Below are 15,446 nucleotides of genomic sequence, written 5' to 3' on the forward strand. Positions count from 1 at the left end.
CTACTTCTTGGCGGTCGCCTTCTTCTTGGCCGGAGCCTTGCGGGTGGCGGTGCGCTTGACGGGACCCTTGGCGCGCTTCTCGGCCAGGAGCTCAACGGCCTGTTCGCGGGTCAGCTCCTCCAGGGAGGTTGCTCGCGGAACGGTGATGTTGGTGATCCCGTCCGTGATGTAGGGGCCGAACCGGCCTTCCTTCACCACGATGTTCTTCTCCGACACCGGGTCCGGACCGAACTCCGCCAGCGGCGGGACGGCGGCCCGGGCACCGCGCTGCTTCGGCTGGGAATAGATCTCCAGCGCCTGCTCCAGCGTGATGGTGAAGATCTCCTCTTCCGAGCCGATGGACCGGGAGTCCGTCCCCTTCTTCAGGTACGGGCCGAACCGGCCGTTCTGCACGGTGATGAGGTTGCCCTCGGCGTCCTCACCCAGTGCGCGAGGCAGGCTCATGAGCTGCAGTGCCTCGTCCAGGGTGACCGACTCAACGGTCATGGACTTGAACAGCGATCCGGTGCGGGGCTTGGCCTTAACCGGTTTTTTCGGCGGCTTTGGCTTGCCGTTCTTGTAGTACTCCACAGGCTGGGCAGCGATCTGTTCCTCGGTCATCTCGGGGATGACCTCGGTAACGTACGCGCCATAGCGGCCGTTCTTGGCAACCACCGTGTGCCCGGTGTGCGGGTCGGTGCCCAGCACCCGCTCCTCCGGAGCAGCCGTTTCCATCAGCTCAATGGCCTTGGCGGCGGTCAGCTCGTCAGGTGCCAGGTCCTCGGGCACGTTGGCGCGCGCTGACTCCACGATCTCCCCGGTCTTCGGGTCAACAGTGGCGGCCGAGCTTTCCAGGTACGGGCCGAACTTGCCCACCCGAAGCGTGATCTCATCGGTGATGGGGATGGAGTTGATCTCGCGGGCGTCGATCTCGCCCAGGTTGTTCACGATGCTCAGCAGGCCGGGATCGGACTCTTCGCCGAAGTAAAAGTGCCGCAGCCAGGAAGCGCCCACGGCCTGGCCGTTGGCAATCTTGTCCAGGTCGCCTTCCATATCGGCCGTGAACTCGTAGTCCACGTAGTCGCTGAAGTGCTGCTCCAGCAGGCGGATCACCGAGAAGGCAATCCAGCTCGGAACCAGGGCTGAACCCTGTTTACGGACATACCCGCGGTCCTGGATGGTGGAAATGGTGGAGGCGTACGTTGACGGACGACCGATGCCCCTCTTCTCCAGCTCGGCCGTCAGGGACGCTTCGGTGTAGCGCGGCGGCGGCGAGGTCTCGTGGCCCACTGCGAGGATCTCGGACGCCTTGAGCGCGTCCCCCTTGGCCACGTTCGGCAGCCGGCGGGCTTCGTCGGATTCGTCGTCCCCGCGGGTCTCGTCCTTGCCTTCCTCGTACGCGGCGAGGAAGCCAGGGAAAGTGATGACCGTGCCGGAGGCCGAGAACTCGGCATCCCGGCCGCCCGCAGCGACGGCACCCAGCCGGATGGTCGCCGTCGAGCCTTTAGCATCGGCCATCTGGGAGGCGACGGTGCGCTTCCAGATCAGCTCGTACAGGCGGAACTCGTCGCCGGAAAGCTGTTTGGCCACCTGGGCCGGGGTGCGGAACGAGTCACCGGCGGGGCGGATGGCCTCGTGCGCTTCCTGCGCGTTGGCTGCCTTGCCGGTGTACACGCGCGGTGACTGGGGAATGTACTCGGGGCCGTACAGCTCGGACGCCTGGCGCCGCGCGGCGGTGAGGGCTTCGTCGCTCAGCGCCGAGGAGTCCGTACGCATATAGGTGATGTAGCCGTTTTCGTACAGCCGCTGGGCCACCTGCATGGTGCTCTTGGAAGAGAAGCGCAGCTTGCGGCCCGCCTCCTGCTGCAGCGTGGAGGTGGTGAACGGCGCAGCCGGACGGCGCGTGTACGGCTTGGTGTCCACGGACCGGACGGTGAACGAAGCGTCCTGCAGCCCGGCCGCCAGGGACGTGGCCAGCTCTTCGTTCAGGTGGGCGACGTTCTTCGAGGTGAGGACGCCGTCGTCGTTAAAGTCACGGCCGCTGGCCACCTTGGCGCCGTCCACGGCGGCGAGCTTGGCTTTGAAGGAGCCGGCGTCGGCGCCGAACTGGCCGGTGAGGTCCCAGTACGAGGCGGCCTTGAACGCCATCCGTTCGCGTTCGCGGTCCACCACCATGCGGGTCACCACGGACTGCACGCGGCCGGCGGACAGGCCGCGGGCCACCTTGCGCCACAGCACCGGGGAGATCTCGTAGCCGTACAGGCGGTCCAGGACGCGGCGGGTCTCCTGGGCGTCCACCAAGGCTGTGTCCACATCGCGCAGGTTTCCCATGGCGCGCTGGATGGCTTCCTTGGTGATTTCGCCGAACGTCATCCGGTACACGGGGACCTTGGGCTTGAGCACTTCCAGCAGGTGCCACGCGATGGCCTCGCCCTCGCGGTCCCCATCGGTTGCGAGATAGAGTTCGTCGGCGTCCTTGAGCGCTGCCTTGAGCTCAGTCACCTTTTTCTTCTTGTCCGCGGACACCACGTAGTACGGCTTGAAGTCGTGATCGATGTCCACGGCGAACTTGCCCACCGACGTTTTCTTCAGCTCGGCAGGCAGTTCGGACGGCTGCGGCAGGTCGCGGATGTGACCAATGGAGGCCTCTACGATGAAGCCCTCGCCGAGGTACTTGGCGATGGTCTTGCTCTTGGCCGGAGACTCCACAATCACGAGTTTCTTGCCGGTTTTGGCCTTGCTTGGCACGGTGCTCCTACAGAAAAAGGTTGCTCGGGCAGATGCGCCCATACTGGCCTAGTTCACCATATTTTGCAGAAATGTGCGCATCCATGTGGAAAAGAAGGGGGTTCTGGAGGCGCCGTCCCCTCCTCAGTCCCGGCCTGGTTCCACGGCGGGGATCAGGAAGCCGTCCCGCACCAGGTTGGCCACCTCGGTGAGCAGGCCGCCCCGGAAAGAACCGGCGTCGAACCCGTCATCCTGCCCGCTTCCAGCAGAGGCCAAACCGCCGCCAAGCAGCGCCTCCAGCGCACCGGCAATTTGCCCTGCCGTCAAGTCACCGTCGCAGGCCGACACGAAGCCTGCCAGTTCGGTGCTCAGCAGGTTGGTACGGCGCAGGCCCGCCCCCTGCCGGAGCAGGATCACGCCGGGGTGCTCCGCACCCGGCCGCTGGTGGCGCTCCTCCGTGACGTCCTCCGCCACCAGCAGGTGCGCGTCCTCCACGCTGTGCGTGGCCAGCCAACCGATGCGTTCGACGGCGGAGCCCAGATGGGGGCCGATGGGCTGCTCGATGGGATAGGTGATTTCCTCGAACCGGGTGAACGCTGGCTGCCCGGGTGCCGCCGGCCGCCGGAGCCAGACCATGCCGAAGCCGATTCCCTCCACGTTCCTCGATTCGAAGTCCGCCAGGTAGGCGGCATAGGCGCCCCGGTAGTGCTGCCGGTCCCGGCCTTCGGAGGCGTCCTGCAGCCATGTTTCCGCGTACTGCTCCGGACCGACCTGCTCCCGCTGGATGAACCACGCGTCAATGTCCGAACCGGCCCAGCTTTGAGGCCGTTCCTGCCATGACATTCCCGCCATGACTTCCCAGTTGCCTAAAAGCTGGGCTGTTCCGGCAGGAGCCAGGACGGACGGCAACGCCCTGACAAGGGAAGAGACAATCTCATCGCCCGGAAGTCCGCCGTCGCGGTAGGTGAACTGGTCCGCGGCGTCCTCGCCAGCGCTCCGCGGCGTGATCACGAATGGCGGATTGGACACCACCAGCCCGAACTCCTCACCGGCCACGGGCTCCAGCAGCGACCCCAGGCGCAAGCTGACACGGTCCTCGAGCCGGTCAGGGTCAACGGAGAGGGCCCCGGCATTGAGCAGGATGTTGAACCGGGTAAAGGCAAGCGCCCGTTCGGAGATGTCCGTTGCGGTGACGTGCTCGCAATGGTGGAGCAGGTGGAAGGTCTGGATGCCGCAGCCCGTGCCGAGGTCCAGGGCGCGTTCGGTGTGGCGGCGGATGGTGGTCTGCACCAGGGTGGTGGACGCCTGCCCGATGCCGAGCACATGGTCGTGACGCAGCACCCCTGCCTGCTGGTGTGCGGCGAGGTCGCTGGCCACCCACAGTTCGGCACCCCCGCTGCCGTCCTCATTGGGTTCCCACCCGTAGGGCCGCAGATCCGCTTTCGCCGTCAATAGCCCCGAGCCGGGAACGGGTTGCACTAGCCCCAGCTCAACGAGCCCGTCGGCGCGGACGTCCGGAAGGGCGGCGTCGAGCGTTTCCTTGGGCTGCGGCTCGGCCAGGAGCCAAAGGCGGACGACGGCGGCGAGCGCCGCGTTCCCTTCGTCCTGCCGCACAGCCCGGTCCACTGCCAGCAGGGCCGGAATGATCTGGTCCCGGTTCAAGGCCGCGGAGGCGGCAGCGCCCAGGAGGCGGGCGACGCCGTCGGGCGTATAGTCCAGGCGCGTCAGGTCAGCGGCGAGGGCTGTGAGCAGCTCCGGAAGGTCGCTGCGGGGTGCGTCCGGGGTGTTGCCGGCGGTGAACTCGTATGGGGATTTAGGCACTGGCCAAGTTTAGTCCGGGCCGGCGCCGAAGCCCGGGCCCGGCTGCAACGGGTAGCGTGGAGGCATGCCTTCGCGTTCTTCCGTCCTTCTGCGCGCCCGCCTGCTGCCGTGGTCCGCTGCAGTCGCGGGCACGGCCCTTGCCCTGGCCGGTTGCTCCCCCGTTGTATCCATCGAGAACGCGGACGTCCCGCAGTGGCAGGCCACGGCGCTGCCCCCGGCTCCGGGTGCAGTGCTTGAGGACGCCGGCAAAATCCTCAACCGGGACCGCATCATCAGGGAAGCCGCTGACGTTCCGGCGGGCCGCTATATCCTCACCGCCACGTGCGAGGGCGGCGGAAAGGCGTTCTTCGCCGTATCCCTGGACGGGAAGATGCTGGCGGACGCCGGGGCAGCGTGCAACGGCAGCCGGGAAACCACAAAAATCATCCTCCCGGACGCCGGCACGCTGGACATCAGCACGTACAGCGTGGACGCCCCCCTCATTTACGCCTACCGGCTGGCGCCCGGGGAATAGCCGCCCTCCGTGCTCTGGCCCGCCGGCGCCGGCGGGCATACAGTCTGACTATGCCCAGTGTGCGGATAGCCTCCGCGCCATCCACCGTCCATACGGACCCCCGGCAGGAAGCCCGGGTGCCGCCGGCGCGGAAGCCGGCCGCCGTCGTCATCGCTGCGGTGGCCGCCGCAATGCTGCTGGGCGGGTGTGAATATACGTACGACGACGGGCGGAACCTGCCCGGGCCCGTCGAGGCGGAAGGGACGCGCCTCCCAGGGCCGGTGTTCACCCGCGATCCCCTGCAGAACGATCCCGTGGGGGCGGAAGACGTAGGAGCTTGGGCGGCCCGGACACTTCCCGACACCGGGCAGCCGGTGGCCTCCGCCGGGGCAGGACTCCTGGCCGCGGGGGACGTACGGACTGAATCCACGCCGGTACTGGGAACGGGAACCTACGCGCTGGCCCTGGCATGCCGTAGCCAGCGCCGCGTGACCTTCACGGTCCGCAGCGAATCACTGACGCTGGTGGACCTGGGGCTCCGGTGCGGGATCAACCGGGAGAACGTCATCTATCTTTCGTCGGAAACAGCCCTCACCATCAGGGTGGAGGCCAGGACGGGCGCCAACTACGCCTACCGGCTGAGGCTTCTCTGACGCGTCTGCCTGTCAGGCGGCGCAGCCCTCAGGGCAGCGCAGGGTATCCGGGCTGGAGGCGCACTCCGCGCAGTACAGGGTGAGGGTGCGGCAGCTGGGGTTGGAACAGTTCTCGAACTTGCTGGTGGGCGCGGCGCAGCGGACGCACTGCCCGATGGTCTTGGCGTCGTCGCTGAACTCGAGGTGCATGCGCTTGTCGAAGACGTAGAGCGAGCCCTCCCACAGGCCCTGGTCCTTGAAGGTTTCGCCGTAGCGGACAATGCCGCCATCGAGCTGGTACACCTCCTTGAAGCCCCGGTTCACCATCAGGCTGGAGAGCACCTCGCAGCGGATGCCGCCGGTGCAGTACGTGACCACCGGTTTGTCCTTGAGGTCGTCATACTTCCCGGATTCGAGCTCCTGGATGAAGTCATGGGTGGTGGCGACATCAGGGACGATGGCGTCCTTGAACCTGCCGATCTGCGCTTCGAAGGCGTTCCGGCCGTCGAAGAAAACCACGTCCTCCCCGCTTTGCTTCTTGGCGTCAACGAGCTGGTGCAGTTCTTCGGGCTTGAGGTGGGTTCCCCCGCCCACCACACCGTTCGCATCGACCTTGAGTTCCCCGGGAGCTCCGAAGGAGACAATCTCGTCGCGCACTTTGACGCTGAGCCGCGGGAAGTCCTCGGCACCGCCGTCGGACCACTTCACGTCGATGTCCCTGAATCCCTTGTACTCGCGCGTTGTTTTCACGTACTGCTTTACGGCGGCGATCTCACCGCCCACCGTGGCGTTGATGCCGTCCCTGGAAATCAGGATGCGGCCCCTCAGCCCGAGCTTCTCGCAGAGCGCGCGCTGCCAGAGCCGTACCGCCTCCGGGTCGGCAAGGGGGGTAAAGCCATAAAAAAGCACAATTCGGTTTAAAGCCACGTATTTAAGGGTACCGGCACGGTGCACAGCGTGTTTTCGCAGCATCACAATTGCATAAGCACTTGGCCGCCCCCTGTTGCTGGGGACCGGGCTCGAATAGTCTCATGCCATGAGCCCGGAAACCATGATTGAAGACATCACTGGCCTTCTTGAGGTGTGGGTGGCGGGCTGGGCCGGTTGTCGCGGCTACCGTACATCCACCGAGGGCCGCTTCCCCGCTGTGCTCCGCGCAGATACCAGCGGCGACTGGGAATTCTTCGCCTCGGAGCCCACGGACGACGAGTTCGCAGCCCTCGCCGCGAAGACGGCCCAGGCACCCGCGCGGGTCCTCACCATCCTTACCAATGACATCGCCCGGTACTCCACACTGGCGGCGCGGCACGGCCTGAACGTGACCTCGAGCTCGCAGGCGATGATGATCGTGGACATGGAAACCCAGGATGCCGAAGATCCCTGGCTCTCCGACGACGACCTCACGCACACAGCCTGGGAGCGGGACGGCGTGCATTACGCCGAGGTCCGCTCCGGCGACGCTTTGGCGGCCAGCGGACGCGTGTTCGTGGTGGGGGAAACCGCGGTGTTCGACAAGATCATCACCGAACCGGCTTTCCAGCGCCGCGGCCTGGGCAGTTTCATCATGCGGGCCCTGGCAGCCCAGGCCTTCGAGCACGACGTGCAGGAGGGCCTTCTCCTGGCCTCCGCTGATGGCCGGAAACTGTATTCCCATCTCGGCTGGACCACCGTTTCCAGTGTGCTGATGCTCTCCGCGTCCCATGACGGTTCGGACCTTTCCCTGAGCTGATCCCTCCTGTTTACCCCCATGGCGAACCGGGGCCGCCAAGGCCCCACCGGGTGAAACAATGTGGGGGTGAACCCCCATGACTCCCTGATTCCCCTGCTGGGCCGCGGCCCGGACCCGGAACAGCTTCGTCATGTGCGCACCATCCCGGCCCGCGAGGCCGAGCATGAGCCGTGGCCCGCGTGGGTGCATCCCGACCTGGTTGCAGCGTACGGATCACTGGGCATCCAGGAGCCCTACCGGCACCAGGTGGAAGCCGCCGGCATTGCGCACGGCGGGGAACACGTTGTGGTGGCCACCGGCACCGCGTCAGGGAAGTCCCTGGCGTATCAGCTGCCGGCTCTCGATGCCATCCACCGCTCCGAGCTGCGCGTCCTGGCTGACCCGGGGAAAATCCACGACGACGGCGCCGTCACCTTGTACCTCTCCCCCACCAAAGCCCTCGCCGCGGATCAGCTCAACGCCATCCGCGCGCTGAGGCTGCCCACCGTGCGGGCCGAAACCTACGACGGCGACACCGACCCCGCGTCCCGGCGCTGGATCAGGGACCACGCCAACTTCATCCTGGCCAACCCGGACATGCTGCACTTCGGGATCCTTCCCAACCATGCCTGGTGGGCCGGGTTCTTCCGCCGCCTGCGCTACGTGGTCATTGACGAGGCCCATAGCTACCGCGGCGTGTTCGGCTCCCACGTGGCCAACCTGATGCGCCGGCTGCGCAGGATCTGCGCCTACTATGGAGCGGGCGCGGCCCATCCGGGGCCGGTGTTCATCGCGGCTTCCGCCACAGCCTCGGAGCCTGAGATCTCCTTTGGCCGGCTCATCGGCGCCCCGGTCAGGGCGGTGTCCCGTGACGGCTCTCCCCACGGCTCCACCACCGTCGCCTTCTGGGAACCCGCGCTGACCGAGGTACGGGGCGAGAATGGTGCCAGGGAGCGGCGGACTGCGGTGGCTGAAACCGCGGACCTGCTGGCGAACCTGGTATCAGCCCGGACCCGGACCATAGCTTTCATCAAATCCCGGCGCGGGGCGGAAACCATCTCCTCGATCACCAAACGCCTCCTGGATGAGGTGGACCCCAGCCTGCCCCAGCGGGTTGCCGCCTACCGTTCCGGATACCTGCCCGAAGAACGCCGCGCGGTGGAACGGGCCCTGCGCTCCGGCGAGCTCCTGGGCGTTTCGAGCACGTCAGCGCTGGAGCTGGGAATCGATATCTCCGGCCTCGATGCGGTCCTGGTGGCAGGATGGCCCGGCACCCGGGCTTCCCTGTTCCAGCAGATCGGACGGGCCGGAAGGGCGGGCCAGGATGCGATCGCGGCTTTTGTTGCCAGCGATGACCCGCTGGACACCTTCCTGGTCAACCATCCGGAAGCGATCTTCGACGTGTCCGTGGAAGCAACAGTCTTCGACCCCTCCAATCCCTACGTGCTGGGACCCCATCTGTGTGCCGCGGCTGCGGAGCTTCCCCTCGGCCCCGCGGAACTCGGCCTGTTCGGCCCCACCGCTGAGTCCCTGCTGGACAAGCTGGTGGCGCAGGGCTACCTCCGGCGGCGGCCGGCGGGCTGGTTCTGGACACACTCCCAGAGCGCGGCGGCCATGGTGAACCTGCGGGCCGACGGAGGCGGGCCGGTGAGCATCGTGGACTCAGAGACCGGGTCCCTCCTTGGAACGATGGATTCCCCGCAGACCCACTACCAGGCCCACACCGGCGCCGTTTACATCCACCAGGGTGACAGCTATGTGGTGGAGGACCTGAACGAGGATGACCACTGCGTGATGGTGCGCCGGGCCAATCCCGACTACTACACCACTGCCCGGGACGTGACCCAGATTGAGGTACTGGAGACCCAGCGGACGGTGGAGTGGGGTGACGTATCGGTTCACTTTGGCGACGTCAAAGTGACCACCCAGGTTGTCTCCTTCCAGCGCAAGGCCCTGATCTCTAACGAGATCCTTGGGGAAGAGCCGCTGGAACTGGGCGCCCGCGAGCTCTTTACCAAGGCGGTCTGGTTCGTGGTGGACAACCGCTCCCTTACGGGCGCGGGCCTTATCGAAGCCCAGTTCCCCGGAGCCCTTCACGCGGCGGAGCATGCAGCCATTGGGCTGTTGCCCCTGGTGGCGTCCAGCGACCGGTGGGACATCGGCGGGGTGTCCACCGCCCTGCACGCTGACACCGGGGTGCCCACCATCTTTGTGTACGACGGGCACCCCGGCGGCGCGGGCTTTGCCGAGCGCGGTTTCGACAAGGCGAAGGTCTGGCTGACAGCCACCCGTGACGCCATCAAGGCCTGCGAATGTGATTCCGGATGCCCTTCCTGCGTCCAGTCACCCAAATGCGGAAACAAAAACAACCCGCTGGACAAGTCGGCCGCTGTCTCCCTCCTTGACGTCCTGCTCAAGAACGCCACCGAAGCCGGCGTCTTGGGCCTGGAAGTGCAGCACTGAACCGAACGGGCTACGGTGGAGGACCCGCCAGGGAGCGCCCGTGGGCCGCCCCGAACACCGTCCTTTCCACCAGCTCGGTCCTCACCTCGACAGTCTGGCCCGCGCCTTCCGTGCATCCCAAGACGGCGGCCCCATGCCGGGCAGCCACCTCGGCCGCGACGGTGCAGGGTTCCCCGGCAGCAAGGCCCCGAAGGGCGTCAGCCGCCGCCAGTGCTGCAAGGTCCGCAGCGGCTGCGGCCCTGCTGGCCAGGACAGCTGACTGCGCCAGCAACAGCATCAGAGCCATGGCCATCATCACCACCAGGGCCAGGCCGACCGCCAGGACGGTCCCCGAACCACGTTCCCGGTGGGTGCCAGCTGGACCTCTCCTCCGGCCCGGACCGGACCGCCTGCTGTGGAGCGTCCGAAGCCTGCCGGTTCCAGGTGCCTTGCCGTGCGTCATCCGGCAGCCTCGCTCCGGGTGGAGGCCCGCGCCGTCAGGAGCCACGGGATGGATGCACCGAGGGGACCGCCCACCCGGTCGGTAACGGTGACATGCAGCCACTCCCCGTCAGCCGAAACCGCCGCGGAGGCCGACCCTCCGGACAGGGTCCGGACGATCCTTTCCACGGTGGCGGAGTCGTCACCGCGGGCAAGTGCCCGGGCGCCGGCACGCGCTCCCTCCTCCAGCCGCAACTGCGTGACCCCGGCGGAGGCACCTGCCAGCAGCATGGCCAGCAGCAGCAGGACCGCAGGCAGGGTGACGGCAAACTCCGCCGTCACCGCGCCGCGCGAACCCGTACAGTCACGCGGACCCGCCACGGGTCCGCACGAGCCCGTCACAGCGTGACGCCGGCCCTGAGCCACACGGCCTCCAGAGCGGCTGCAGGCCCGCAGGTCCGGCCGGCGCGTGCCCGTCACGGCGGGCGGGCATGTGGCGGACGGACCCGTGCCGGAAAAACGGGTACCGGACGGACCCGTGCCGGAAAAACCCGGGTCGGAAAAACCCGCGGCCCAGAGCGCTGCCGGCGCCCCTGTCACGGCAAAGCCAACGCGGTGCGGATCAGGGTGAGCAGGAAGCCGCGGACCTCCTCGCTGCGGAGGATGAAGACCAAAAGACCGGCAAAACCCACTGCGGCGAGGGTGGCTATGGCGTATTCGGCCGTTGCCATCCCTGCCTCTGACCCGAGGAGCCGGACCCGGCTTTTACCGGTTCCTGGCGAGCCCGCGCTCGGATACAGTTCCATGGCATTGGCAGGCAACGGGCTGCGGCCTCCGGAGCTGATGCCGTGGCGGGAGAAGCTGCGGTGTTCCCGGGAGGCGGGACGGGCAGCCGCGGGCGCCGCAGCTCCCCCAGCGTAGTGGCGGCGGTAATGAGTGGACATGTGGTCTTTCCTTCCTTTGGGCCGGTGCTTTTCCCGGCTGTTCTGACTCTTCCGGGCCTGGCCTGAAGCGGTAAGCCCCGGAAGTTCGTAAGTGGAAAAGCGTTAATGGTTCTCCCTTGTGGAGGAGAAGATACGGGTGCCTAGGACCCGGAAGGCACCAGGGCCAACAGCACGGGGACCACTCCCAGGCAAATAAAGGCCGGAAGGGAACAGAGGCCCAGCGGGACCACCAGCTTCACGCCCAGTGACGCAGCGCGTTTCTCTGCTGAACGGAACCTCTCCCGGCGGAGCCGCGCCGCCTGCGCATAGAGAATCGCCGAGGACGGGGCGCCGGTCAGCGCCGCGAACCCCAGCGCGTCCCGGAGTTCCAGGACCTCGGGGAGGCGGACCGCACTGCTGCGCCATGCGGTTTCCCAGTCGGCGCCGATTGCCAGTGCCGCGACAACCGGCCGAAGGGCACCGCTGTACTTTCCGGAAGCCGAGGCGGCCACCAGTTCGAGTGACCGGCCTATGCCCGACCCGGCGTCCAGCATGGCGGCCACAAGCTCCAGCATCATGGCGCTATCCCTCAATCCTTCGGGCGCAGGTCCGGGCACGTGCCCACCGTTGCCGGCGGAGGCCTTCGCACTGCGGCCCGTTGCCCCGGAGGACAGGTTGAGGAGCCGCTTCCGTGGCCTGCCCCGCCCGCTGCCGGCAAGGGCTGCTGCCGCGGCGAGTGCAAGGAAGAGCGCGAGCGCTGCGGCGGAGGGCTGGGTCATGGCGCTCCAGCCCCTGCTGCCGCCGCCACCAGCCGTGCCGACCACACCCGTCCGGCCACTGTCAGGCCTGCGCCGGCTGCGAGCGCAGCGAGGCCCCACGGTGTTCCAAGCAGGATGGCGAGTGGGTCCACTCCCAGGGCGATTCCCAGGCCCAGGCCCATCAGCGGCAGCCAGGTGAGCAGGCTGACGGTGGCCTTGGGTCCGGCCAGGGCGGTCTGGCGGGCGGCATCGGCGTCATCCTCCACTTCAAGCTGCGCGGCGAACCTGGTCAGTACGTCTGCGAGCGGGCATCCGCTGGCTTCAGCGATATCGAAGCAGGCCGCGAGCTCCGCCCAGATGCGGGACTCCCTGTCCCTCCGGGGGAAGGCGGACGGCGAGGCCCGGCGGATGGCTTCCGAGACGGGTACGCCACGGGATGCCGCAGCGCGAGCCGCGGCCAACATGGCGCTGGATCCGGAGGACAGGCCCTGCGCCGGGGAGCCGGAAGAACCATAAACATCCCAGATCTCCTCCCAGAGCCGCGCAGGCGTGCGGCCGCCTTTGAGTAGTGCGGCGAGTTGCTGCACAACAAGGGTCATGCGTGCCGCAGGCTGTCCTGCTCCCTTCCCTGCACCCCGGCGGCGCCACGACAAGACGCTTCGCCTCGGCGTTTCTGGGCCCGGAGCCGGGCAGGCGGCACCGGTTCGGCGCAACCTGGCGGGGGCACCCAGCGGCGGTGCGGCCAGCAACACGGCAGCCAGTCCCAGGCAAACGACAAGGGGGATCATACTGGCAGTCCCGGGCGAAGCCCCAAGCGTGCCGCAAGGGCCGTCCAACCAGGGCCGGCGGAGACTTCACCGTCAACACATTCCAGGGCAGGCTCGACGGTGAGTCCGCCGGGCCCGTCCCCGATCAGGCCCACGCACGCCACAGCCCGGCCCCGGGGCGTCCTGTCAACGTGGATGACAGCGTCCAGCGCGCTCGCTGCCTGAAGCCGAACGCCGTCGGAGTTCATCCCCGCGAGCGCACCGAGCGCCGTGAGCCGGGCCGGAACGGCAGCGGCGGTATTGGCATGGATGGTTCCGCCCCCTCCGCTGTGTCCGGTGTTCATGGCAGCAAGCAGCTCCCGGACTTCGGCACCACGGCATTCACCCACCACCAGCCTGTCCGGCCGCATCCGCAACGCCTGCCGGACGAGATCCCCCAGATCCACTTCGCCGCCACCTTCCAGGTTTCCGTGGCGTGACTCGAGGGACACGGCATGCGGATGGACAGGGTTCAGTTCCGATGCATCCTCAATGAGGACCAGCCGCTCTGCGGGGCTGCACAGGCCGAGCAGCGTGGAGAGCAGGGTGGTCTTGCCGGACCCGGTGGCCCCGCTGATGAGGAAGCTCAACCTGCGCTCCACCACCTGTTCCAGGACGGTCTGCAGACCGGAGTTGAACATGCCGGCCTCCCGCAGCTCATCCATCGTGAATACACGTTCGCGCCGGATCCTGATGCTAAGCAGCGTCCCTGCCGTGGAAACGGGCGGCAGCACGGCGTGGACGCGGTAACCTCCGGCCAGCCGCACGTCCACGCAGGGTGAACCGTCATCAAGGCGCCTGCCGCCGGCTGCCACGAGCCGGCAGGCCAAGGCCCGGAGCTGGGCCTCATTGTCGAAGGCCACCGGCACACGCTCGATGCCGCGGCCCCTGTCCACCCACACGGACCCGGGAGCATTCACAAAAATGTCCGTAACGGCAGGGTCCCGGGTGAGGGCCTGCAGCGGTCCCAGGCCGTTCAACTCTGCACTGATCCGCTCCACAGCGGCCAGTGCCCCCGCCGTACCCAAGAGCTTCCCCGTGGCCTGCACCGCCGCCGCCACCCGCGAGGGCGTCACCGCCGCTGCGTCGGCCATCATGGACTCCCGCACAGACTCAAGGAGTCCCAGGTCAACAGCCTGGCGTTCACCTGTGCGGCGCTCGCGGCGGCGCCATTCACCGGGGCCGGGCTCACCCGGGCGCCCGCCCTCCTGCCGCGGACCGTCATGCCGGCGACCGTCGCGCCCAAGACCGTCATGCACAAGACCGTCGTGCAGGAGATTGTCTTGGCGCGCACTCCCGGGCCGGGGACTGTCCGGGCGCGTCTCCAGGATCCGCGCCCGCCGCCGCATCCCCGGCTCAGGTCCCGGTCCCCCGGCGCTGGCCTGGTTGCTCATTCAGGCTCTCCAGAAGCAAGCCCGTCGCCAAGGAGGTCCAGCACGGAAGCCGCAAAATGCCGGACGGCCCGCCGCTTTCCCAGCTCAAGGAGGCGGCCCGATTCCATGGCAGCAACGACTCCCCGCAGCTCAGGGATCCGCGCCTGGACCGGAATGCCGATGGCCCCGGCAATCAGGGAGCCATCCAGGGCTGCGCCTGGACGGCCACGGACCAGGAGGGACGCCTCGACCGGGGGAAATTCCTGGAGCAGCCGCACGGCGGCCACGGCAGCCTTGAGCTGGGCCGGAACCACCATGGCGATCCGATCGCAGTCCCAGGCGAACGTATGGATGGGATCGGATCCCCGGCCAATGTCCACCACCACCAACTCATATCCGCGGCGGGCAGCATCAAGGATGCCCGCGGTGGCGGCAGCGCCAACGGGCACCGGCTGCTCCCTGCTGGCAGGCCACGACAGGAACGAGAAACCGCCCGCAACAGGCAGGGAGTCCGCCAGCTGTATGGGATCGATGCTGCCCCTGGCCTCGGAGAGGTCGGGCCAGCGCAAGCCGGGGTCCTCCTCGGCCGCGAGCGCAAGTTCCAGCCCGCCGCCCCAGGGATCGCCGTCCACCAGCAGTACCCGGGCTCCAAGCCCGGCCGCCGCCTGTGCGATCCAGATCGCTGCAGTGGTGGCCCCGGCTCCGCCGCAGCCGCCGGTCACGCCCAGGATTACCCCGCCGGGACCGGGTGACCGCGAGCGGCTGAGATGGTCGGCAAGCCAGGTTGCAGCATCGGGAAGGACAGCCACCCGTTCCGCTCCGAGGACAGCCGCGAGATGCCACAGGCTGTCGCCTTCACCGTCAAGCCCCACCAGCACAGCGGGCGCCCTGCGGCGCGGCGGAAGCTCCCGGATGTCGCTTCCCACCAGCACGGCTGCCGCCCCGTCCCAATACCTGCCTCCCTCTGCTGCAGTGGCTGCAACACGCAGCTGGGCCCCTGCAGCCGCCACGATCCGCTCCACCTCTGCGCGAAGGACTGAGGAGGACGTCACGAGCAGGATGTCCTCACCGCCATCCGGCAGCCATGCGTCCCCGTCGCCGTCCGCAGCGCCCCACGGCCCGGCGACACCATGCCGGGAGCGTCCCGGCGGGCCTGCCCCGGCCGGGCTGCCGGCGGCATCCGTCGGGGACGTGCCAGGGTAAACCGGGCCAGGGTGGGACGGGCCGGGGTTGGCCGGAATCAGCTGGTGCCTGCTCATACAGCCACTCTCCGCCCCCGGAAGAGAGCGGGTAAGGGTTCCGGGCCCGTATGTGGAAAACAAGGTTGAGCCAGGCGGGCAAGC

At 67.9% G+C, this 15,446-nt stretch carries 14 protein-coding genes; 4 read left to right on the forward strand and 10 right to left on the reverse strand.

Annotation, left to right across the window (positions count from 1 at the left end; all coding sequences use genetic code 11):
- Together topA and ABRP28_RS11600 are read right to left on the reverse strand one after the other, a co-directional pair.
- On the reverse strand, positions 1–2,727 hold the full coding sequence (gene topA, locus ABRP28_RS11595; protein ID WP_350002947.1) for a type I DNA topoisomerase: 2,727 nt from the start codon (positions 2,725–2,727) through the stop codon (positions 1–3).
- A gap of 123 nt (positions 2,728–2,850) precedes the next feature.
- Positions 2,851–4,527: a methyltransferase gene (locus ABRP28_RS11600; protein ID WP_350002948.1), complete on the reverse strand. Its 1,677-nt coding sequence runs from the start codon at positions 4,525–4,527 to the stop codon at positions 2,851–2,853.
- Between the two features lie 64 nt (positions 4,528–4,591).
- Here ABRP28_RS11600 and ABRP28_RS11605 point away from each other — a divergent pair, with 64 nt between their 5' ends.
- A complete protein-coding gene (locus ABRP28_RS11605) occupies positions 4,592–5,041 on the forward strand; it encodes a hypothetical protein (RefSeq protein WP_350002950.1) in 450 nt (149 codons plus the stop codon).
- Between the two features lie 50 nt (positions 5,042–5,091).
- Positions 5,092–5,673, forward strand: coding sequence for a hypothetical protein (locus ABRP28_RS11610; RefSeq protein WP_350002952.1), 582 nt, complete (start codon positions 5,092–5,094; stop codon positions 5,671–5,673).
- A gap of 12 nt (positions 5,674–5,685) precedes the next feature.
- Here ABRP28_RS11610 and ABRP28_RS11615 read toward each other — a convergent pair whose 3' ends face one another.
- Positions 5,686–6,579, reverse strand: a complete 894-nt coding sequence (locus ABRP28_RS11615; RefSeq protein ID WP_350002954.1) for a rhodanese-related sulfurtransferase — start codon at positions 6,577–6,579, stop codon at positions 5,686–5,688.
- 109 nt (positions 6,580–6,688) lie between these two features.
- On the opposite strand from ABRP28_RS11615, the gene ABRP28_RS11620 reads away from it, so the two are divergent.
- Together ABRP28_RS11620 and ABRP28_RS11625 are read left to right on the forward strand one after the other, a co-directional pair.
- Positions 6,689–7,381 (forward strand): GNAT family N-acetyltransferase, encoded by a 693-nt coding sequence (locus ABRP28_RS11620; RefSeq protein WP_350002955.1) that lies wholly within the window; start codon positions 6,689–6,691, stop codon positions 7,379–7,381.
- Between the two features lie 66 nt (positions 7,382–7,447).
- Complete coding sequence (locus tag ABRP28_RS11625; RefSeq protein WP_350002956.1) at positions 7,448–9,823, forward strand: DEAD/DEAH box helicase; 2,376 nt, start codon at positions 7,448–7,450, stop codon at positions 9,821–9,823.
- 10 nt (positions 9,824–9,833) lie between these two features.
- On the opposite strand, the gene ABRP28_RS11630 is transcribed toward ABRP28_RS11625, so the two are convergent.
- The 7 genes from ABRP28_RS11630 to ssd all read right to left on the reverse strand — a co-directional run bounded on the left by ABRP28_RS11630 (position 9,834) and on the right by ssd (position 15,185).
- Complete coding sequence (locus ABRP28_RS11630) at positions 9,834–10,265, reverse strand: Rv3654c family TadE-like protein (RefSeq protein WP_350002958.1); 432 nt, start codon at positions 10,263–10,265, stop codon at positions 9,834–9,836.
- A complete protein-coding gene (locus tag ABRP28_RS11635; protein ID WP_350002960.1) occupies positions 10,262–10,585 on the reverse strand; it encodes a TadE family type IV pilus minor pilin in 324 nt (107 codons plus the stop codon). Before ABRP28_RS11635 ends, ABRP28_RS11630 begins: the two co-directional genes overlap by 4 nt.
- Before the next feature lie 254 nt (positions 10,586–10,839).
- Positions 10,840–11,187 (reverse strand): DUF4244 domain-containing protein, encoded by a 348-nt coding sequence (locus tag ABRP28_RS11640; RefSeq protein WP_350002962.1) that lies wholly within the window; start codon positions 11,185–11,187, stop codon positions 10,840–10,842.
- Positions 11,188–11,327: 140 nt separating this feature from the next.
- The gene (locus ABRP28_RS11645) at positions 11,328–11,945 is read right to left on the reverse strand and encodes a type II secretion system F family protein (protein ID WP_350002964.1); all 618 of its coding nucleotides are present in this window, start codon (positions 11,943–11,945) and stop codon (positions 11,328–11,330) included.
- Entirely contained in the window at positions 11,942–12,712 is a 771-nt protein-coding gene (locus ABRP28_RS11650; protein ID WP_350002966.1) for a hypothetical protein, read from the reverse strand. Before ABRP28_RS11650 ends, ABRP28_RS11645 begins: the two co-directional genes overlap by 4 nt.
- Positions 12,709–14,124, reverse strand: coding sequence for a TadA family conjugal transfer-associated ATPase (locus ABRP28_RS11655; protein WP_350002968.1), 1,416 nt, complete (start codon positions 14,122–14,124; stop codon positions 12,709–12,711). Before ABRP28_RS11655 ends, ABRP28_RS11650 begins: the two co-directional genes overlap by 4 nt.
- Complete coding sequence (gene ssd / locus ABRP28_RS11660) at positions 14,121–15,185, reverse strand: septum site-determining protein Ssd (RefSeq protein WP_350003056.1); 1,065 nt, start codon at positions 15,183–15,185, stop codon at positions 14,121–14,123. Before ssd ends, ABRP28_RS11655 begins: the two co-directional genes overlap by 4 nt.
- Between the last annotated feature and the right edge of the window lie 261 nt (positions 15,186–15,446).

It is taken from the genome of Pseudarthrobacter sp. WHRI 8279, assembly GCF_040224115.2.
Taxonomy (GTDB): Bacteria; Actinomycetota; Actinomycetes; order Actinomycetales; family Micrococcaceae; genus Arthrobacter.